Here is a 19,724-nt window from a genome sequence, read left to right as displayed (position 1 = left end):
ACTATTTATTGATTTACTGTAATTGCCCCACTATTGTAGTTAATACTGAGTCCGCTCTGCACGTTAGGTACAAAGACATTAAACTCCAAGCTGCCATCGGATGATTTTGCTTCCAGATGACTTCCAACTGGAAGCAAATCATCCTCATCAGCATAGATCAAGGTGACTCGGTAACGAATCCGCTTGTTCTTGTCTAAAGCTTTACGCACCTGGCTTTCAAAATAGTTTTGCCCCGTCGAATCCTCAGCTCTTGCCTGATTGGCCCAAGCTGTTTGAACTGCGATATTTTTAGGATTACTAGTCGAAGCATCGTAGCCTTTTAAACCACCAATCAAGGCATAGCCCAGCAGATGCCCTCTATCAATCGCATGATCATAGGCCCCTTCCAAATCCTGAACCTGATGCCAACCAGCCGGAGTCCATGATGTACTTCCGTTTCCTGTTTCGTTGCGGTCCTTGTACTGTCTCGTCGCCTTGGTCATCAGGGCATTTGCCACCGTTGGAACCGTTTCTCCCTGCACAGTCTTTGTCTTATTATCTGCATAGGGCTTGCTTGTGACCGAAGCATCCAAATCTGTCTTATTGCCGTTGATAATAAAGGCACCAGCGCCATTCCAATCAATCGAATTGCCCAGTTGTTTTTTTACACTCTCTGTTAAAACAGAACGAGCTAATTCCTCACTCGGGGTAGACTCACTGGCCTGCGATTGATTGACATAATAAGAATATTCAGCAACGTTACTGCTCTTGTTATCACTTAAAAGATAGCCACCCGCTACTACAACAATCGTAGCCAATAAGCTGAGCAGACTCATTGCTTGTTTTTTTACATTTTTCTTCGCCATTTTCTCTCCATCAAAAAAGCAGGTCCAGCCTACTTTCCTGTAAATTTACCGATTAGTTCTTGCCACTTGGCTGGTGACAACACCGCAAATACATTGTCTCCATCTCCTATGACACCGTAACCAACCATTAATCCTAAAATAAACACCAAAATAGCAATCAACAAAACAACTGCTACTAAGATTAAATTTTTACCAACATAGCTAAGATTATCCTTATCCATTTTCATCCTCCCTATTGACACGTTTAATATCTGCCCCTAAGCCAGCTAACTTCTCATGGAATCGATAATAGCCTCGGTCCAAATGCGTCAACTTACCAACAGTGGTTTCACCTTCAGCGACCAAACCAGCCAAAATCAAGGCTGCACTAGCTCGCAAGTCCGTTGACATGACTTGGGCTCCTTGAAGAGCTTGTCCTCCCGTGATGATTGCCGTGTCCCGTAAAATTTCTGCATGCAAATCCATTCGACGCATTTCTTCTAAATGCTGGAAACGATTTTCAAATACCGTCTCAATCATGGTTGACTCACCCTTTGCAACTGCCATTAGGGCTGTAAATTGAGCCTGCATATCCGTTGGGAAGCCTGGGTGTGGTAAGGTTTTTACTGTTACGGGTTTGAGCTTGTCCACCTGTGAACGTACTCGAATCCCCTCAGCTTCTTCCGTCACCTCAACTCCCATTTCCAACATCTTAGAAATGAGTGGACGGTTGTGCTCCCAGACAGCATCCTTAACCAAGACATCGCCACCAGTCATTGCCGCAGCCACCATAAAGGTTCCTGCTTCGATGCGGTCTTGCACCACTTGATGTTCTGCTCCAGTCAATTCTTCTACACCAGTGACCGTAATCGTCTCTGTACCTGCCCCCTTAACATTGGCACCCATTTTGTTGAGGAAAATTGCCAGGTCTACGATTTCTGGTTCCCGCGCAGCATTTTCCAAAACAGTTGTACCCTGCGCAAGCGTTGCAGCCATCATCAAGTTTTGCGTTGCCCCAACACTTGGGAAATCAAGATAGATATGAGCTCCCTGCAAGTTCTCCGCACTTGCTTCAATATATCCAGCTCTTTGTTTAATTTTAGCCCCCATAGCTTGCAAACCTTTCAAATGCAAATCAATAGGACGGCTACCGATGGTACAACCACCTGGCATAGAAACCTTAGCATAGCCATTACGTGCCAAAATCGGACCAAGAATTACAATAGAAGCCCGCATTTGACTCACATACTTATAAGGAGTTTCATTTCCAAGTTTGCCAGTTGCATCAATATCGATTGATTTGGTAGCTTCATCAAATTTAACCCGAACTCCCAAACCTCGAACCACATTATTCATGGTATAAACATCAGAAAGAATTGGTACCTGAGTCAATTTGGTTTGTCCTTGACTTGCTAGAACTGTTGCTGCCAATAAAGGCAGAACGGCATTCTTCGCTCCCTCAATCTCAACCTGTCCTTTCAAACCGTTTTGACTACCTGTAACAATAATTGTATCCATATACTACTCTTTTCTATTAAATATTAGCAAATGAACGACCTACCACCAATAATTCCAAGAAAAATGTTGAAACCAAATATCCTAGAGCAATGGCTAGAAACAAGATCAGTAGGTTGATTTTACGCTGATTGTCCCCCGTCACCTTCAACCACCGTGACCAATCAACTGTTGTAACCAAGAGATGATGAGCCAGATAGATAAACAATATATGACTAAAAAACTGTAAAATTGAAATTACCATGTTTCCATTATACCATGAAATTAAAAAATGGAACTGAACCAAGTTCAATCCCATATAGATTAATGTTTTCCAACACGAATACGATTTATCGCACGTTGGAGGGCGACTGTTGCACGCATCTCCATATCAATATTACGAGCAGTCTGTGCTTCTTCCAATTCACGTTCCGCGCGCAATTTGGCACGTTCCGCACGACTAATATCAATATCCCGTTCCCGCTCAGCGGAATCAGAAATGACCGTAATAATATCCTTGTTGACTTCAATGATTCCACCATTGACCGCAATCCAGTCTACATGGTTTTCATCATCCACACGACGCACTTTCATTTCACCGATTTCCAAAACTGCAATCAGTTCTTCATGTCCAGAATAGACACCCATCTCACCATCAACCGTTTTGACCAAAACAAATGCTGCATGATGGTCATATTTGATACCGTCTGGTGTTACGATTTGTACAGTCATTTGTCCCATAAGCCACCTCTAGAATTTCATTTTAGCAGCTTTAGCGACCACATCCTCAATTGAACCAACATTTCGGAAGGCATCTTCTGGTAGGTGGTCGTGTTTGCCGTCCAAGATTTCCTTAAAGCCTTTCACCGTTTCAGCTACTGGCACATAAGAACCTGGCATACCTGTAAATTGCTCCGCAACGTTGAAGTTTTGAGAGAGGAAGAATTGGATACGACGAGCGCGACCAACCAAGGTCTTCTCTTCATCTGATAATTCATCCATACCGAGAATGGCAATAATATCTTGCAATTCTTGGTAACGTTGAAGAACACGTTTTACTTCCATAGCCACTGCATAGTGCTCTTCACCAACAATTTGTGGAGAAAGCGCACGAGATGATGACGCCAACGGATCCACCGCAGGGTAGATACCAAGCTGAGTCAACTTACGTTCCAAGTTGGTTGTTGAATCCAAGTGAGCGAAAGCTGTCGCTGGAGCTGGGTCTGTATAGTCATCCGCAGGTACGTAAATAGCCTGAATAGATGTAACAGAACCCTTCTTGGTTGAGGTAATACGCTCCTGCAATTGTCCCATCTCAGTTGCAAGTGTTGGCTGATAACCAACGGCTGATGGCATACGGCCCAAGAGGGCAGACACTTCTGAACCAGCCTGAGTGAAACGGAAGATATTATCGATGAACAGAAGAACATCCTGCCCTTCCACATCACGGAAGTATTCCGCAATGGTCAAACCAGTAAGAGCAACACGCATACGGGCTCCTGGTGGCTCATTCATCTGACCAAATACCATGGCCGTTTTTTCAATAACACCTGATTCTTTCATTTCCCAGTAAAGATCGTTCCCTTCACGGGTACGCTCGCCAACTCCGGTAAACACAGAGATACCACCGTGTTCTTGGGCAATATTGTGAATCAATTCTTGGATAAGAACGGTTTTACCAACACCGGCACCACCGAAGAGACCAACCTTACCACCTTTTAGATAAGGTGCTAGGAGGTCGATAACCTTAATCCCTGTTTCCAAAATTTCGCTTGAAGTAGATAATTCGTCAAAAGCTGGCGCTTTCTTATGGATAGGCTCACGTTCAAAATCTGCCGGAAAAGACTCTTCAAGGTCAATGGTATCTCCCAACACATTGAAGACACGACCCAAGGTTTCTTTACCGACTGGAACAGAGATGGGACGACCTGTATCGAGAACTTCCATCCCACGTGTCAATCCATCCGTTGATTCCATGGCAATGGTCCGTACAACGCCATCACCAAGTTCCAAAGCCACTTCAAGCACGACTTTTTGTTTGGAATCATCATTTTTATATACAACGAGTGCGTTGTTAATCTCAGGAAGTTTATCTTCTGCTGCAAACGCAACGTCTACAACTGGTCCGACAACCTGAGTAATTTTGCCTGAACTCATTCTATTTCCTCTATTTCTATTACTCAAGGGCTGAGGCACCAGCTACAATCTCAGTAATTTCCTGAGTAATCGCTGCCTGACGAGCCCTATTGTATTGGATTGTCAAATCGTTAATGACATTCTTAGCATTATCCGTCGCTGTCTGCATGGCTGTCATACCTGCTGCATTTTCAGCAGTTTTGGCATCCAAAATCGCTCCATAAATAGTTGATTCTGCATATTGAGTCAAGAGTTGTTCCAAAATAACCTCACGGTTTGGTTCCAACTCAAAGGTAGCTGTATAACCATCTGCTTCATTGTGGTCCAAATCTTCTACAGGAAGCATCTGTTGTACACGCACCTGACTGGTCAAACTATTGACATGGTGGTTATAACAAACATACAACTCATCAAAGAGTTCATTCTTGTACATCTCAACAGACTTAGAAATGATTTTTTGAACTTCTTCAAAACTTGGGTTGTCTGCTAAACCGCGCAATTCAAAGACAGGATTGATACCACGAGCACGGAAGAAATCAGCTCCCATGCTACCAATAGCAATAATCTCATACTCATCTTTCGAGTCATGATCTTGTTCAATCATCCCCATCACAGCCTTCAAGATACTAGAATTATATGAACCTTTTAGTCCACTGTCCGATGTGATGACAATATAACCAGATTTTTGAACTGGACGGCGAATCAGCATTGGATTGCTTGTATCTGAAGCCATCAATTCTCCACGCAAGAGATCCGTTGTAATCTGACGAACCTTACTAGCGTAGATCTGAAAGGATTGCGCTAATTGCTCTGATTTGGCTAATTTAGAAGCCGAAACCATCTGCATGGCACCGGTGATTTGACTGGTTTTCTTAGTTGATGCAATTTTTGACTTGATTTCATTGAGAGAACCTGCCATCATTCACTCCTTTACTTAAAGACAGACTGGTCTTTGAAAGCTTGGATAGCAGCATTCAATTCATCTGTGTCAGGAAGATCTTTTGTTGTGCGAATAACATCCAAAAGACCATCGTAGTGCAAATCAAAATATGCGTACAGTTCTTCTTCAAATGCCAAAATGTCATCAATTGGCACTGAATCCAAGAAGCCATTTGTCAAAGCATACAAAATCAAAACCTGTTTTTCAACTGGAAGTGGCTTATGCAATGGTTGTTTCAAGACTTCCACAGTCCGACGACCACGGTTAAGTTTGGCCTGAGTTGCTGCATCCAAATCCGAACCAAATTGCGTAAAGGCTTCTAATTCACGGTATGAAGCCAAATCGATACGAAGGGTACCTGCAACCTTTTTCATGGCCTTAATCTGTGCAGAGCCACCAACACGCGATACAGAAGAACCCGCATCAATGGCTGGACGGATACCAGAGTTGAATAAATCGTCCTTCAAGAAGATTTGTCCATCCGTGATAGAAATCACGTTGGTCGCGATATATGCTGAAATATCTCCCGCTTGTGTTTCGATAAATGGTAGAGCTGTAATGGAGCCACCGCCCAATTCATCTGAAACCTTTGCTGAACGCTCTAGCAAACGACTGTGCAAGTAGAATACATCCCCTGGATAGGCTTCACGACCCGGAGGACGACGAAGCAAGAGAGATAATTCACGGTAAGCTACCGCTTGTTTTGACAAATCATCGTAAACAATCAAGACGTGTTTGCCTTCATACATGAACTCTTCTGCCATTGCAACACCTGCATAAGGAGCCAAGAAAAGCAATGGAGACGGTTGTGAAGCAGATGCAGTTACTACGATTGTGTAATCCAAAGCACCATATTGACGAAGCGTTTCAACCTGAGTACGAACAGTTGACTCTTTCTGACCGATAGCCACATAGATACAAATCATGTCTTGGCCCTTTTGGTTGAGAATAGCATCAATAGCTACAGATGTCTTCCCTGTCTGACGGTCACCGATAATCAATTCACGCTGACCACGACCAATCGGAACCAAAGCGTCAATAGCCTTAAGACCAGTTTGAAGCGGTTCATTAACCGACTTACGTTGCATAACACCTGGTGCTGGATATTCAATCGGACGAGTCTTACTAGTACGAATTTCACCAAGACCATCCACAGGTTGACCAAGTGGGTTGATGACACGACCAATCAAAGCCGAACCAACTGGTACTTCCATAATTTTACCAGTACGACGAACAACTGACCCTTCACGAATATCGGTAAATTGTCCGAGAATGATGATACCAACATCGTTGGTTTCTAAGTTTTGTGCCATACCAATGGTGCCATTTTCAAATACCAAAAGCTCTCCACTCATGGCATTGTCAAGACCTTGCGCACGGGCGATACCGTCACCGATATAGGTTACGACACCAGTCTCTGTGTAGTCAAAGTCAGGCTGAAAGCCTTCAATTTGTTTTTTTAGTAAAGCGCTAATTTCTTGTGCATTAATCAAAAGAACACCACTTTCTATTTTCTAAAGTTTTTTTCTAACGTCCTTCAACTGTGTCCGAACGCTTGCATCGATTACCTTATGGTTAACCGTTACAATAAAACCACCGAGGAGACTTTGATCAAGTTCTTCCGTGATATTGCGTACACGCAAGGAAAATCGTTGTTCTACCAAGTGACGGAGACGCTCTTTTTGAGCTTCTGTCAACGGATAGACCGAAACCACACGGGCTTCAAATTCATTTTTAAATTTACTGATTTGTAATTGGACACGCTCAAGGGTTTCAAGAAGCAAGTCTGCATGACCATCACGAATAACATCTTCAATCAAGTCATTGATTTGCCAGAAACTAGATTGACGTACCGTCCTTACAAAGTCAGCCTTTTCTTCTCTCGATACTGTCGCTGACAGCAAGAGTCGATTCAGCTTACTATCATGAATGATGGAAATCAAGTCAGAAATCTGGTCATACATATCCCAAATATCTGCATGATCACTGACTTTTTCAACAAATGATAGAGCATATTTTTGCACGATGGCATTTTCTCTAGCGTTCATCTACTTGTCTCCTAGTTTGTCCAAATAACGGTCAATCAAGTTACTATGAGCTTGTTGGTCCAAATCTTCCAAAATAATTTTGCTTGCAAGATCAACTGCCAATTCAGCAACTTGAACACGCAAGTTTTCTTGTGCTTCACGTTTTTCAGCTTCAATTTCCAATTGAGCTTTTTGCTTCAATCCTTGAATTTCAACATCTGCTTGCTCAAGAATACGTTTTTTCTCTAGTTTTGCGCGTTCAACCGCGTCTTGAATAATCTTTTGACTTTCAATACGTCCCTGTACCAACTCATCTTCACGTTGTTGAACAAGGTTCGCTGCTGCTGTTAGTTTTTCTTCTGCAGCATCAATATCATTTGCAATCTTATTGGCACGTTCTTCAAAAATACCTGTAATTTTATCCCATGCAAAAACACGAATAAGAATAATAAGTACTGCAAATGAGACTGTTACCAAGATAAAGTTTCCAAGAATGGTACTAGATTGCATTGTAATAGTTGTTGCCATAGTTGTCATTCCCTTTCCTATTCACTCTCACCACTAATTTTTTTATTTAAGTACATAGATACCAACATGATAAATACATATCCCTGCAAGCATGAAATGAATACAGAAAATGCTGTCCAAACAACGTTCAGAGCAAAGGCAATTGGATATGCAAGTGCACTTTGTTGAGATAATTGTAGAAGAAGAGAGACAAGCACTTCACCAGCATAAATGTTACCGTACAGACGAAGAGCAAGCGACACAAGGTTGGTCACTTCTTCCAAAATGTTCATTGGAGCCATAGCCCAGGGTGTCACAAAAGATTTGAGGTATGCCTTGAAACCGCGACGACGAATACCCTCAACATGACAAAATACTGTTGCAATTGTTGCCAAACCGAAATCGTAAGCCATATTGGCCGTTGGAGAAGTCCACAAATTATGTCCTTCTGCTGTTTCCAATTTGGTCATCAAACCTAGATTATTGGCAACCAAAAGAAAAGTAAAGACTGTAAAGAAGAACAAGGAATACCGCTTTGCTTCCGCATCGCCAAGATTCCCTTTTGTAAAATTGATGGTCAATTCGTAAACGTACTCCAAAACATTCTGTTTTCCTTTAGGCTTGAGCTCCATCCGACGACTAGCCCAAAAAACAAGTAAGAAAATAATGGAAATGGTAATGACAGAAACCAATACCATGGTCAGGTCAAAGGTTACGGGACCAAGGGTAAGGGTTGGACTTAAATGTTCTTCCAATGGAGGTTCCCCCCTTTTCTATTTCTCTATTTTCTACTATTTCAAGACAAATGTCATAGCCAAGGTTACGAAGAAAGTTCCCTCGATAAAGGCAACACCCAAAAATACACCAGCCATCAATTTACTTTGCATTTCTGGTTGACGTGCAGTCGAACTAAGGTATGAAGCCACCAACAGTCCCTCACCGATACTTACACCAAGACAGGCCAATCCAAGGGCCAATGCGCCTAAACTCATAACGAATTCTCCTTTTAAAATTTAATACCATGTAAGGATACTCCTAAAACATCTATTTGTCAAGAAAATACCGCCATTGTAAGCGTTTAATTCATTTTTACAAAATAAAAAGAAAAGACGGTTTCATCTTTTCTTCCTATTTAATAGCTTCATCAATATGGTCTGTTTCTTCAATGAATCGTTTGGCCATATCTTCTCGATTCATCTGCTCAGTATCAAGAGTGATTGCATGGTCTGAAACCAGATCTGTATCTGCGAAAAACTCTATATGGTTTGATAGGTTGTACAGACGAACAGGGGCTTCCCCACCAAACTCTCCATCTAGATTGAGCAGTAGACGGTTATCTGGGTTCAGATTTTCGATGGATAGGCTCTTGGTTTTTATGTATTCAACTAGATCACTCTCAATGTGTTTGCCACCGTCTAAGACTTGACGAATCAGATGCAGAATTTCAAATAAATTTCCCGTTTTTACCATTAATAAGGTAAAATTGCCGTCATCCAACTTAGCATCTGGAACGATCTGTTCAAAACCTCCAATTGAATTGGTTAAGGCAACAAAAATCATTGAAACCGAGCCTTCAAACACGCCCTCGTCATGCTCTACACGAACAGGTGTAAATTGTACTTGTGGCAAGAGTTCTGCTCCTTTTACCACATAGGCCAAATAGCCAAACATGGTCTTAAGTTGACTTGGAACACTGTAGGTCAATTCCGTAAGTGTACCTGCCGCAGCAATGTTGATAAAATAATGTTCTTGATGAAAACCATTTTTTTGATTTTTGGCTAAACCAATATCCATTAAAATGGTCTGCTGCTTACCAATAACCTTAGCTGCTTCTACAGGATTTCCCCTGGGCACTTTTAAGGCACGCGCATAGTCATTGGTTGTACCAGTTGGGATGATAGCCATTTTCGGTCGTTTTTCGAGCGGAGCAATTCCATTGACGACTTCATTGATCGTTCCATCTCCACCAGCCGCAATAATCAAGTCAAAGTCCGCAAGTGCCGCACGTGTAGCCTCATTTTTTGCAGAGTCTTTCTCAGCAGTTGTTTGAAAAGCTGAAGTTTCATAACCGTAGCCTTCCAAAATGTCCAATACTTCGGCTACATTTTTCTTCATGATTTCTTGACCTGAGGTCGGATTATATATTAGTCTAGCACGTTTTCTTTCTTCCATCGTTTTACCTTTACAAGCTCTCCAACCAAGCCTCATCTTTTATTTCGATACCGAGTTCCTGTGCTTTGGTCAATTTACTACCAGCATCTGTTCCAGCAACCACAAGATTAGTTTTTTTAGAAACTGATCCTGCCACATTTGCCCCTAAAGCTTCTAATTTGGCCTTGGCTTCGTTTCGTTTCATTCGCTCCAATTTACCAGTCAGTACAACTGTCATACCCGATAGCGCAGCATTTTCATCTACTACTTGTCCGAGATATGTCAAGTTTACCTTAGCTTCCTTAAGTTCAGTTAAAAGTTGCTGCGCACCCTCACTAGCAAAAAAAGTTGTCAAGGACTTAGCAATAACCTGACCAAGACCTTCTAGCGAAGCAATTGCTTCTTGTTCAGCAAATGCTAAGGTTTCTAAATCGCCAAATTTTTCTACTAAAATCTTACTTGCCTTACTGCCGACATGGCGAATACCCAGTCCAAATAGGAGGCGTTCTGCTGAGTTGCTCTTAGAAGTTTGAATGGCTTGATAGAGCTTGTCAGCTGATTTTTCTTTGAAACCTTCCAAAGTCAATAGGTCATCAACAGTTAATTTATAAATATCAGCAACATCGTGTACCAAGCCTGCTCCAAAGAGTTTTTCAACGATTGAACTACCCAGTCCCGCAATGTTCATGGCATCCCGACTTGCAAAATGTTCCAACTTACTCATCAGCTGACTAGGACAAATAGGGTTGATACAGCGGAGGGCAACTTCGTCCTCATAGTGTTGTAGGTCGCTCTGACAAGACGGACAATGACTAGGAATAGGCATGATTTCTTGCTCTTTTCGATATTTATCCACCACTTTCAGAACTGCTGGAATAATATCTCCCGCCTTATAAACAATGACCGTATCGCCAATACGAATATCTTTTTCAGCAATATAGTCTACGTTGTGCAAAGTCGCTCGACTGACAGTCGTTCCTGCTAGCTGAACTGGACTGAGGTTGGCAGTTGGTGTAACGACACCCGTGCGGCCAACAGTCCAGTCAACCGATAGGATTTGCGCTTCTTTCTCCTCAGCTGGAAACTTGTAGGCTACTGCCCAGCGAGGTGCTTTAACTGTAAAGCCCAATTCTTCTTGGATGGCAAGGTCATTGACCTTAATGACGATTCCATCGATTTCATAAGGCAAATCGTCTCGTCGCTCTGCCATTTTTTCAATAAAAGCCCAAACCTCGTCAATCGTGTCTGCCAACTGGTAGTCGTGGTTGGTCACAAAGCCTAGACTATCCAGCTTTTCCAGCACTTGTGACTGGCTGGTCGCCTCAGAAGGACTGGCCTCTTGGTAGAGGAAAGTAGCAAGACCACGCTGGGCCACGACACCTGTGTCTAATTGGCGAAGAGTTCCTGCCGCTGCGTTACGCGGATTAGCAAATTCAGCTTCACCAGCTTCCTGACGCTGTTTGTTAACACGGTCAAAGGAAGCCTTTGGCATATAACACTCACCTCGGACAGTGATGTCCACAGCTTCGGGTAGGGTCAAAGGAATATCAGCCACTCGTTTGAGATTTTCTGTGATATTTTCACCGACACTACCGTCACCACGTGTAGCACCCACGACTAAATTACCCGCTTCATAGGTCAGGGAAATAGATAGACCGTCAATCTTCAATTCACAGATATAAGTTGCTTGAGGAAATTCCTTGCGAACTCGCTGGTCAAAAGCTTCTAATTCTTCACGAGAAAAAGCATCCTGCAAACTAAAAAGAGGATAAACATGACTATATTTTTCAAATCCGTCTAGCACCTTTCCCCCGACCCGATGGGTAGGACTATCTGGTAAAATCAGTTCTGGATGAGCTGTTTCCAGTTCTACTAATTCACGATAAAGCGTATCATATTCTGCATCTGATGCGCTAGGTTTGTCCAATTGATAATACTCTTTAGCGTATTGATTGAGCACGCTAACTAATTCTGATATTCTTGTTTTCATAAGAATATTATATCATGATTTGAAGGTGCGAACTATATTTGCGCTTCAATAAAAACAGATTCCTTTAGATAATTTTTAGTAAAAAATGTATAATGTGTATATAAAATTTTTGGAGGTGCCCTATGGCTGTAACCTATAAACGACAAGATGATTTAGAAAAGATGCTGGAAGAATTTGCTTCATTTGAAAAACTGGAAGAAATTGAGTATCCTGATCCAAAATCAAAAGAAAATTCCGAGAAAAACAACTTGAATCAGGATAAAAAATAATATGTTCGGTCTTGATCAATTACCTACCTCCGTCCTACAGGCGGGGGCTATTTTCCTGTCTATCATGATTGAAGCCTTGCCCTTTGTGTTGATTGGAGCATTGATTTCTGGCTTTATTGATGTGTTTATCACCCCTGAAAAAGTCCATAAACTCCTTCCCAAGAACAAGTTTCTTGCCATTCTATTTGGAACCTTTATCGGCTTCATTTTTCCGTCTTGCGAATGTGGTATTGTCCCTATTGTCAATCGGCTATTAGAGAAAAAAGTACCTAGTTATACTGCTGTTCCCTTTTTAGTAACGGCTCCTGTGATTAATCCCATCGTCCTTTTTGCAACCTTTACTGCTTTTGGCAATTCCCTACTTTTCGCCTTCTATAGAGCCCTAGGAGCCATCATTGTATCCCTAGTATTGGGAATCATTCTTGGTTTTTTCGTAAAAGGACCCATTCTTAAAGGAAGCAAGTTTGACCAGCACCAGCATGATTATTCAGATAAAACCAGCTGGCAAAAAGTTGGCTTCGCACTTATTCATGCCATCGATGAATTTTTTGATACGGGACGTTACCTAGTCTTTGGTTGTCTCTTTGCCAGTCTCGTACAAGTCTATATTCCAACTGCTGTCCTGACTACCATCGGTCACAGTCCATTAACAGCTATTTTACTGATGATGTTGCTGGCCTTTCTTCTTTCCCTATGTTCTGAAGCCGATGCCTTTATTGGTGCATCACTACTATCCAGCTTCGGATTTGCCTCAGTAATGGCTTTCTTAGTTATCGGACCCATGGTGGATGTTAAAAACTTGCTCATGATGAAACATTATTTCAAAGGGAAATTTATAGCCGGTTTTATCATTACTATCACTCTCGTTATTTTGGGATATAGTCTGATACTTGGAGGTGTAGTATGATTCGTTTTTTAATTCTTGCAGGCTATTTTGAGATGACCATGTATCTTTATGTCTCTGGAAAATTAGACCAATACATTAATCTGCACTATAGCTATCTAGCCTATCTATCCATGGTTTTATCTTTCATACTTGCCATCGTACAATTGTATGTCTGGGTAAAAGAAATTCGAGTACATAGCCATTTAAAAAGCAAAATTGCCAAACTATCAAGCATTGGACTATTGCTCATTCCTCTTGCTATAACCTGGCTCTTTCCCACGGTAAGCCTAGATTCAACAACTGTTGCTGCCAAGGGCTATCATTTCCCACTAGCAGCAGAAAACGATGCTAATACACAAAACCAAGAAGGGACGACTGTTCAGTATCTCAAGCCTGATACTTCTATTTATTTTACGAAATCTGCCTATCAAAACCAGATGCGTGAAATTGCTGATAAATACTTGGCTGAAGAAACCATTGTCGTTACTAATGAAAACTATATGGAAGTGATGGAAGCAATCTACGACTATCCTACGGAATTTTCAGGAAAAACGATTGAAATGATTGGATTTGTCTACAATGACCCTGACAATAGCCAGCAATTTTTCCTTTTCCGCTTTGGTATTATTCACTGCATCGCTGATTCTGGAGTATATGGCTTACTCTCTACGGGTGCTACCACAGAATTTCCTAACAATACTTGGGTAAAAGCCAGAGGAACAATCAAGATTGCCTACCACACATCGTTGAAACAAAATCTCCCAACACTTGAATTACAATCGATGGTTCAGATTGAACAGCCAGATTCCCCGTATGTCTACCGTGTTTTCTAATAATTCCAATTCAAAAAGTGAATTTTCTGACAATTTGTGCTATAATAGTGTCTATACTCAACAGATAGGAATGAAATTATGTCATCACATGTATTGTTTACAATTTTTGGTGCTAGTGGCGACCTTGCCAAACGCAAACTTTATCCATCCCTTTTCCGTCTGTATAAGGCAGGACATATCCGAGAAAATTTTGCTGTTATTGGAACAGCCCGCAGACCTTGGACCAAGGAATTTTTTGAGCAGACTGTCATCGAATCACTGGGTGATTTGCCTGACACACCACGTCAGGCCCATGAGTTTGCAAGTCATTTCTACTACCAAAGCCATGATGTCAATGACACGGAACATTATGTAGCTCTTCGGAAATTGCAGGACGACTTGTGTGAAAAATACGATACCCAGCACAACAAGGTCTTCTTCCTCTCTATGGCACCTGAATTTTTCGGAACTATTGCCAAACACCTTAAATCTGAACAAATCGTTGATGGCCAAGGTTTTGAACGCTTGATTATTGAAAAACCATTCGGAACTAGCCTTGCAACCGCAAGCAAACTCAATGATGAATTGGCAGCTGCCTTCAACGAAGACCAAATCTACCGTATCGACCATTATCTTGGCAAGGAAATGGTGCAAAATATCTTTGCGGTTCGCTTTGCCAATATCATTTTTGAGCATATCTGGAACCGCGATTACATTGATAACGTCCAAATTACATTTGCTGAAGCGATTGGTGTTGAGGATCGTGGGGGCTACTACGATCATTCTGGCGCCTTAAAAGACATGGTGCAAAACCATGCCCTTCAAGTTCTTTCCCTTCTAGCAATGGATAAGCCAGCCAGCTTCAAGGAGGAAGATGTCCGCGCTGAGAAAATCAAGGTCTTCCAACACTTGCGTCAGCCTTCTGACGAAGACCTCAAGCGCAACTTCATCCGTGGTCAATATGCAGCAGGTTCCATCGACGGAAAAGACTACGTTAGCTACTTGGATGAACCAAATATTGCCGAAGCTTCTCAGACAGAAACCTTTGCTGGAGGCGTCTTCTTCGTCGATACTGACCGATTCCGTGATGTACCTTTCTTCTTCCGTACAGGTAAACGCCTGACAGAAAAGGGCACGCGCGTGACTATCACCTTCAAGCATGCGGAAGATATTTTTGGTCAGCCTTCTGAGGCCAATGTCTTGACCATCTTCATCCAACCAACCGAAGGCTTTATGCTCTCTATCAACGGTAAGGAAGTTGGTTCCCACTTTGCTCTTACTCCTGCCAAACTCAACTTCCGCCACAATGCTACTGCTCTTGGAAATTCACCTGAAGCCTACGAAAAACTATTTTTCGATGTCCTAAATGGTGATTCTACTAACTTTAGTCATTGGGAAGAAGTGAAAGCTAGCTGGAGCTTGATTGACCGCATTGTTGATTTGTGGGCAAGCAACCAAGTCCCACTCCACACCTATCCAGCTGGTACCATGGGACCACAAGCAGCCTTTGACTTGCTAGAAAGCTACGGTTGCAAGTGGGTTTGGACTCCAGACGTCTGGTATCGTGAACGTGGTTTGTTGAAATAGTCATTTAGTTTATCTTTGATTACTTCGTTAACTCGCTTTGCCGTACTCCACGAAAGTGACTTGCTTCGCATGTCTTATTTCCAACCTAGAACAGCCTCTAGGCTGTTCTAGCAACCTGCACCTCGTTGCCTTGTACTAAAAGCAAACTAAACGACTACATATGAAAACTGGAGCAATCCAGTTTTTTTCGGAGATATTTATGACTGAATTAAACACTATTCTCACCCAACTTGAAGCAGCCAGCCATGCTGGCACCCTCAAGCGTTATGAAAAAATTGGCGAAACTAAGCCCTACTACGGCGTTCCGATGGGAGCTATTTCTGGTATCGCCAAGGCCTATAAAAATCGACTGGACTTGTTTGCTCCACTCTGGCAAACAGGGGTCCTCGAGGCACAATATTTAGCTATTCAAATTGCCAAAACAAAACCTGACCAGCTGACTTCTACTGCTTTAGAAACTTGCCTCAATGAAGAAGTTTCGGTCAATGTCCTCGATAAGCTGGCTTCCATCATTCTTAGCAAACGAAAAGACAGTAAGGATTGGGAAGCCTACTTGCTGGACAAAAATTCAGCCATTTTTCAACGCATTGGCTGGTTCCTACGTGCTAAATATTTTGCTGGAAAAACTGCCTCCAATCAAGAAATCGAAGAATCTCTAGACCACATTCGCCAGCATTTACAAACCGCAGACCCGCTTATCCAATGGACCATGAACCAAGGTTTGGTGGAGATTGCAGTTGCCTATCCCGACTACCTGGAACAAGGTATTGCAATCGGTCAGGAGCTCGCTGTCTATGTGGACATGAAAGTACCAAAAGGCTGTACTTCTGCCTACGCACCAGACTGGATAGAAGCATTGTTGAAGAGGAAATAATCGTGGTATTGTGGACATCGCCATTTACTCACTACTGCATACAGATAGAAAAAGTCGCTAGTTCATTGAACTAACGACTTTTTTCTACACCAATCCTTCCAAAAGCCCACGCATGAACTCTTCGGATTTGAATTCTCCGATGTCATCGATTTTCTCACCGAAACCAATCAGCTTGACTGGAATATCCAGTTCCTGACGGATAGCAAGGACGACACCACCTTTTGCAGTACCGTCCAGTTTGGTCAAGACTAGGCCTGTCAATGGGGTAATTTTTGCAAATTCCTTGGCTTGACTAAGGGCGTTTTGACCTGTGGAGGCATCCAGTGCTAAGAGGGTTTCATGCGGTGCATCAGGCAGGGTCCGTTTGATGATGCGACCGATTTTTTCCAGCTCTGCCATGAGGTTTTCTTTATTTTGCAAGCGACCTGCTGTGTCAATCATGAGAATATCCATGCCTTCTGCCACGGCACGTTTTACCCCATCAAAGACCACACTGGCTGGGTCTGACTTTTCTGGACCTGTGACCACTGGCACATCGACTCGGCGACCCCACTCGACCAGCTGGGCTACCGCACCCGCACGGAAGGTATCCGCCGCGACCAACATGACCTTCTTACCAGCCTGCTTGTACTTGTAGGCCAACTTACCGATAGAGGTCGTCTTCCCAACACCGTTAACACCCACAAAGAGCATGACTGTCAAATCATCCTGGAAATTGATCTGCTCGCTGAACTGGCCATCTTTTTCGTAAATATCCACCAATTTTTCGATGATAACCCGACGGAGTTCATCTGTCTTCTTGGCATTTTGTAGCTTGGCTTCATAGCGGAGCTCCTCTGTCAGAGTAGAGGCAACTTGCACACCTACGTCTGACAAAATCAGGATTTCTTCCAACTCTTCGAAAAATTCTTCATCAACCGAACGGAAATTGGCAAAGAATTCATTGAGCCTTGCCCCAAAGCCTGTGCGGGTCTTTTTCAAGGTCCGCTGGTACTTGTCCTGCTCACTTTCTTGCTCTACTGGAACAACTTCCTCAACAGGCTCTTCCTTGACCTTGGTTTGAATAGCAGGGTCAAAGCCTTGTTCCTGCGCTTCCTTCACTCGAGCCGCAGCAGCTTCCTTGGCTGCATAATATTGAGCCATCATGTCTAAGGTCCGTTGTTTCTGAGCTTCCTGCTCGGCAGTCAATTCAGGCTTTGCTTCTTCAGACTGGAACACTTCCGTTTCTTGAGTAGCTGACTCAACTTCAGTAGGTGCAGTATCTTCGCTTGAAGCCGACTGCTCCGTTTTTACTTCTTCAACAAGAGCAACTTGCTCCTCTTGTTTTTCATGTCCAAATAATCGATCAAATAATCCCATATTAGTCCTCATTCAATACATAGTGCTCGATGGCCCAAGCAATGCCATCTTCATCATTGTTTTTTGGCAGGACAAGGTTGGCCGCAGACTTGATTTCATCAGTCGCATTCGCCATGGCAATACCCAAACCAGCCCATTCAATCATCGAAAGATCATTTCCTTCATCGCCACAAGCCATAACTTCTGACTGGTCAATCCCCAGATGTCCGATCAACTTGGCCAAACCATTTGCCTTATGGACACCTTTTGGACTCCATTCAAGCAAGATATCACGCGATTTGAAAATCTCGAAACGCTCGTGAAGTTCCGCAGGAATTCTTGGAATTTGCCCATCTAAAAAGTCTGCTGCCACAGCTGAAACAGCTTTATTGTAAACAAAATCTTCTGGCAGTTCCTCATCTGTCACAGGGATTTTATTCAGAAGTGGGTTGGCTGTTAGATAGAGAGACTCATGGGCAGCAGGTAGCGAATAGACATCGCCACCATAGAGAACGTCCAAAGGCAAGTTCAAATCATTTGTCACACGACGGATGGCACGGACATCTTCAATAGTGAAGCCAACCTTATCCAAAACCTGACCTGTATTTTCCTGGACCAGACCACCATTAAAGGTGATGGAATACTGGTTTTCACCAAGTAAATCTAATTCTTCTAGAAAACTACCGATAGCTTGCAAGGGCCGTCCTGTTGTCAGAACTACATAAACTCCACGCTCACGCGCAGCCTGCAAAGCCTTTTTATTAGCTTCTGAAATCCGTTTGTCCGACGTCAAAAGCGTTCCATCCAAATCCAATGCAATCAACTTAATTGCCATTTACTAATTCCTCCATATAAGCCATGACTGCCTCATCATTGCAATGCCCAATGACCAGATCTGCTTGCGCTTTCACTTCATCAATAGCATTTTCTGTCGCAACCGAATAGGCCGCCAGTTTCAACATTTCCAAGTCATTTTGATTGTCCCCAAAGGCAATCAGATTTTCTCCAGTCACCCCTAAGTGCTGGCAGAGGTGAGAAAGACCAATTCCCTTATGCACACCTGACAAGATGATATCAATCGATGTAAAGCCGGTAGTCACAGCGGTCAATTGTTTAAAATGATGATTGATCCAGTCCTGCGCTTCTACACGAATAGCTTCATCGATGTAAAGATTTAACTTGATAATCTCTTCAGAAACCTCTTCAAAACTCGGCACCAATTGAATGTCATGATAAAAACCAGATAATTCTCTATATAACCCATCTTCAACTTTATCCAACATATAAGAAGCCTTCAAGCCAGACAAGGTAACATGCTGCGGATGAACATAACCACTCTTAACCAGCTCGTCCACCAAGGCTAGATAGGTCGATGGCTGAATAGGATCATCTATATAGATGGTTTGGTTTCGATAGACAACAACAGCCCCATTTTCAGCAACCAGAGCAATATCGTCTAAAAATTCCTCGAACAACTGTTTGAGACTCGGCAGAGAACGACCGCTAGCCGCTACAAACAAATAGCCCTTTTCCTTAAACTGAGCCAGCAGACTTCGAAAACGACTGGCATCAAATCCATGGTCATTTCGTAAAAATGTCCCATCCATATCCGTTGCAATGATTTTCTTATACATAACAAACAACCTCCGTCCTTTTCCTTTTATTATACCATATTTCGCCCTATTTCCCTTTCGTCTAGTCGAATTTCCATCAAGAAAAAACCTGGAAAATTCCAAGTTTTTCAAGTTCTTAATCTGTATAGTCTTCCACATCTTTCAGTTTGACCGACACAATCTTGGACACGCCAGATTCCTGCCCGACTTTATCACATAAAAAAATGCAAAGGATAGCTAACCCCTTGTGGGACAAGGAGTTTGGCTATCCTTTTT

The 19,724-nt window shown here is 42.6% G+C and carries 22 protein-coding genes; 5 read left to right on the top strand and 17 right to left on the bottom strand.

The annotated features are described in order from the left end of the window. Positions 1–5 precede the first annotated feature (5 nt). From SST62_RS0100655 to ligA, 14 genes are all read right to left on the bottom strand, one after another. Positions 6–845, bottom strand: a complete 840-nt coding sequence (locus SST62_RS0100655) for a DNA/RNA non-specific endonuclease (RefSeq protein WP_029185890.1) — start codon at positions 843–845, stop codon at positions 6–8. Between the two features lie 29 nt (positions 846–874). After that, positions 875–1,066, bottom strand: a complete 192-nt coding sequence (locus SST62_RS0100650) for a DNA-directed RNA polymerase subunit beta (RefSeq protein WP_012775177.1) — start codon at positions 1,064–1,066, stop codon at positions 875–877. After that, positions 1,059–2,342, bottom strand: coding sequence for a UDP-N-acetylglucosamine 1-carboxyvinyltransferase (gene murA, locus SST62_RS0100645; RefSeq protein WP_029185889.1), 1,284 nt, complete (start codon positions 2,340–2,342; stop codon positions 1,059–1,061). Before murA ends, SST62_RS0100650 begins: the two co-directional genes overlap by 8 nt. A 16-nt stretch (positions 2,343–2,358) precedes the next feature. Beyond that, a complete protein-coding gene (locus SST62_RS0100640; protein ID WP_029185888.1) occupies positions 2,359–2,583 on the bottom strand; it encodes a DUF1146 family protein in 225 nt (74 codons plus the stop codon). Positions 2,584–2,642: 59 nt separating this feature from the next. Beyond that, positions 2,643–3,059: a F0F1 ATP synthase subunit epsilon gene (locus tag SST62_RS0100635; protein WP_002936007.1), complete on the bottom strand. Its 417-nt coding sequence runs from the start codon at positions 3,057–3,059 to the stop codon at positions 2,643–2,645. A gap of 9 nt (positions 3,060–3,068) precedes the next feature. Then, positions 3,069–4,475, bottom strand: a complete 1,407-nt coding sequence (gene atpD, locus SST62_RS0100630; protein ID WP_024407431.1) for a F0F1 ATP synthase subunit beta — start codon at positions 4,473–4,475, stop codon at positions 3,069–3,071. 19 nt (positions 4,476–4,494) lie between these two features. Beyond that, positions 4,495–5,373: a F0F1 ATP synthase subunit gamma gene (locus SST62_RS0100625; protein WP_002936012.1), complete on the bottom strand. Its 879-nt coding sequence runs from the start codon at positions 5,371–5,373 to the stop codon at positions 4,495–4,497. 11 nt (positions 5,374–5,384) lie between these two features. After that, the gene (atpA, locus tag SST62_RS0100620; RefSeq protein ID WP_032499267.1) at positions 5,385–6,905 is read right to left on the bottom strand and encodes a F0F1 ATP synthase subunit alpha; all 1,521 of its coding nucleotides are present in this window, start codon (positions 6,903–6,905) and stop codon (positions 5,385–5,387) included. A gap of 3 nt (positions 6,906–6,908) precedes the next feature. After that, positions 6,909–7,442 (bottom strand): F0F1 ATP synthase subunit delta, encoded by a 534-nt coding sequence (locus SST62_RS0100615; RefSeq protein WP_024400742.1) that lies wholly within the window; start codon positions 7,440–7,442, stop codon positions 6,909–6,911. Continuing rightward, entirely contained in the window at positions 7,443–7,949 is a 507-nt protein-coding gene (atpF, locus tag SST62_RS0100610) for a F0F1 ATP synthase subunit B (protein WP_002939801.1), read from the bottom strand. It lies immediately after the preceding gene. A 17-nt stretch (positions 7,950–7,966) separates the two neighbouring features. Continuing rightward, entirely contained in the window at positions 7,967–8,683 is a 717-nt protein-coding gene (atpB, locus tag SST62_RS0100605) for a F0F1 ATP synthase subunit A (protein ID WP_024407435.1), read from the bottom strand. A gap of 36 nt (positions 8,684–8,719) precedes the next feature. Further along, complete coding sequence (locus tag SST62_RS0100600) at positions 8,720–8,920, bottom strand: F0F1 ATP synthase subunit C (RefSeq protein WP_002936021.1); 201 nt, start codon at positions 8,918–8,920, stop codon at positions 8,720–8,722. 136 nt (positions 8,921–9,056) lie between these two features. Further along, positions 9,057–10,100: a diacylglycerol kinase family lipid kinase gene (locus SST62_RS0100595; RefSeq protein ID WP_029185886.1), complete on the bottom strand. Its 1,044-nt coding sequence runs from the start codon at positions 10,098–10,100 to the stop codon at positions 9,057–9,059. A 10-nt stretch (positions 10,101–10,110) separates the two neighbouring features. After that, positions 10,111–12,069 carry an NAD-dependent DNA ligase LigA gene (gene ligA, locus SST62_RS0100590; RefSeq protein WP_029185885.1) on the bottom strand — a complete coding sequence of 653 codons (1,959 nt, stop codon included), beginning with the start codon at positions 12,067–12,069 and terminating at the stop codon, positions 10,111–10,113. Positions 12,070–12,191: 122 nt separating this feature from the next. Between ligA and SST62_RS1000000112740 the strand changes: the two genes are divergently transcribed. The 5 genes from SST62_RS1000000112740 to SST62_RS0100565 all read left to right on the top strand — a co-directional run bounded on the left by SST62_RS1000000112740 (position 12,192) and on the right by SST62_RS0100565 (position 16,497). Then, positions 12,192–12,338: an SPJ_0845 family protein gene (locus tag SST62_RS1000000112740; RefSeq protein WP_002936026.1), complete on the top strand. Its 147-nt coding sequence runs from the start codon at positions 12,192–12,194 to the stop codon at positions 12,336–12,338. Between the two features lies 1 nt (position 12,339). After that, positions 12,340–13,245, top strand: a complete 906-nt coding sequence (locus SST62_RS0100580; protein ID WP_029185884.1) for a permease — start codon at positions 12,340–12,342, stop codon at positions 13,243–13,245. Beyond that, positions 13,242–14,057 (top strand): TIGR03943 family putative permease subunit, encoded by an 816-nt coding sequence (locus SST62_RS0100575; protein ID WP_029185883.1) that lies wholly within the window; start codon positions 13,242–13,244, stop codon positions 14,055–14,057. The genes SST62_RS0100580 and SST62_RS0100575 overlap by 4 nt, the downstream gene beginning before the upstream one ends. A gap of 78 nt (positions 14,058–14,135) precedes the next feature. Continuing rightward, complete coding sequence (gene zwf, locus SST62_RS0100570; RefSeq protein WP_029185882.1) at positions 14,136–15,623, top strand: glucose-6-phosphate dehydrogenase; 1,488 nt, start codon at positions 14,136–14,138, stop codon at positions 15,621–15,623. A gap of 199 nt (positions 15,624–15,822) precedes the next feature. After that, positions 15,823–16,497, top strand: a complete 675-nt coding sequence (locus SST62_RS0100565) for a DNA alkylation repair protein (protein WP_029185881.1) — start codon at positions 15,823–15,825, stop codon at positions 16,495–16,497. Positions 16,498–16,581: 84 nt separating this feature from the next. Here SST62_RS0100565 and ftsY read toward each other — a convergent pair whose 3' ends face one another. From ftsY to SST62_RS0100550, 3 genes are read right to left on the bottom strand one after another with little or no spacing between them, the layout of a single operon-like run. Then, positions 16,582–17,856, bottom strand: a complete 1,275-nt coding sequence (gene ftsY, locus SST62_RS0100560) for a signal recognition particle-docking protein FtsY (protein WP_029185880.1) — start codon at positions 17,854–17,856, stop codon at positions 16,582–16,584. Position 17,857: 1 nt separating this feature from the next. Continuing rightward, complete coding sequence (locus SST62_RS0100555; RefSeq protein ID WP_029185879.1) at positions 17,858–18,670, bottom strand: Cof-type HAD-IIB family hydrolase; 813 nt, start codon at positions 18,668–18,670, stop codon at positions 17,858–17,860. Continuing rightward, complete coding sequence (locus SST62_RS0100550; protein ID WP_029185878.1) at positions 18,660–19,469, bottom strand: Cof-type HAD-IIB family hydrolase; 810 nt, start codon at positions 19,467–19,469, stop codon at positions 18,660–18,662. The genes SST62_RS0100555 and SST62_RS0100550 overlap by 11 nt, the downstream gene beginning before the upstream one ends. Positions 19,470–19,724: the final 255 nt, after the last annotated feature.

This window comes from Streptococcus suis YS56, assembly GCF_000440115.1.
GTDB classification, from domain to species: Bacteria; Bacillota; Bacilli; order Lactobacillales; family Streptococcaceae; genus Streptococcus; species Streptococcus suis_L.
Note: the sequence above shows the minus strand (reverse complement) of the source record. Positions and strands in the feature narration are given on the sequence as shown.

Coding starts and splice junctions, on each gene's coding strand:
- ligA (WP_029185885.1), bottom strand. CDS start 12,069: ATGAAAACAAGAATATCAGAATTAGTTAGCGTGCTCAATCAATACGCT.
- atpD (WP_024407431.1), bottom strand. CDS start 4,475: ATGAGTTCAGGCAAAATTACTCAGGTTGTCGGACCAGTTGTAGACGTT.
- SST62_RS0100565 (WP_029185881.1), top strand. CDS start 15,823: ATGACTGAATTAAACACTATTCTCACCCAACTTGAAGCAGCCAGCCAT.
- murA (WP_029185889.1), bottom strand. CDS start 2,342: ATGGATACAATTATTGTTACAGGTAGTCAAAACGGTTTGAAAGGACAG.
- SST62_RS0100600 (WP_002936021.1), bottom strand. CDS start 8,920: ATGAGTTTAGGCGCATTGGCCCTTGGATTGGCCTGTCTTGGTGTAAGT.
- SST62_RS0100625 (WP_002936012.1), bottom strand. CDS start 5,373: ATGGCAGGTTCTCTCAATGAAATCAAGTCAAAAATTGCATCAACTAAG.
- SST62_RS0100615 (WP_024400742.1), bottom strand. CDS start 7,442: ATGAACGCTAGAGAAAATGCCATCGTGCAAAAATATGCTCTATCATTT.
- SST62_RS0100650 (WP_012775177.1), bottom strand. CDS start 1,066: ATGGATAAGGATAATCTTAGCTATGTTGGTAAAAATTTAATCTTAGTA.
- SST62_RS0100575 (WP_029185883.1), top strand. CDS start 13,242: ATGATTCGTTTTTTAATTCTTGCAGGCTATTTTGAGATGACCATGTAT.
- SST62_RS0100550 (WP_029185878.1), bottom strand. CDS start 19,469: ATGTATAAGAAAATCATTGCAACGGATATGGATGGGACATTTTTACGA.
- SST62_RS0100595 (WP_029185886.1), bottom strand. CDS start 10,100: ATGGAAGAAAGAAAACGTGCTAGACTAATATATAATCCGACCTCAGGT.
- SST62_RS0100640 (WP_029185888.1), bottom strand. CDS start 2,583: ATGGTAATTTCAATTTTACAGTTTTTTAGTCATATATTGTTTATCTAT.
- ftsY (WP_029185880.1), bottom strand. CDS start 17,856: ATGGGATTATTTGATCGATTATTTGGACATGAAAAACAAGAGGAGCAA.
- atpF (WP_002939801.1), bottom strand. CDS start 7,949: ATGGCAACAACTATTACAATGCAATCTAGTACCATTCTTGGAAACTTT.
- SST62_RS0100555 (WP_029185879.1), bottom strand. CDS start 18,670: ATGGCAATTAAGTTGATTGCATTGGATTTGGATGGAACGCTTTTGACG.
- zwf (WP_029185882.1), top strand. CDS start 14,136: ATGTCATCACATGTATTGTTTACAATTTTTGGTGCTAGTGGCGACCTT.
- SST62_RS0100655 (WP_029185890.1), bottom strand. CDS start 845: ATGGCGAAGAAAAATGTAAAAAAACAAGCAATGAGTCTGCTCAGCTTA.
- SST62_RS0100635 (WP_002936007.1), bottom strand. CDS start 3,059: ATGGGACAAATGACTGTACAAATCGTAACACCAGACGGTATCAAATAT.
- SST62_RS0100580 (WP_029185884.1), top strand. CDS start 12,340: ATGTTCGGTCTTGATCAATTACCTACCTCCGTCCTACAGGCGGGGGCT.
- SST62_RS1000000112740 (WP_002936026.1), top strand. CDS start 12,192: ATGGCTGTAACCTATAAACGACAAGATGATTTAGAAAAGATGCTGGAA.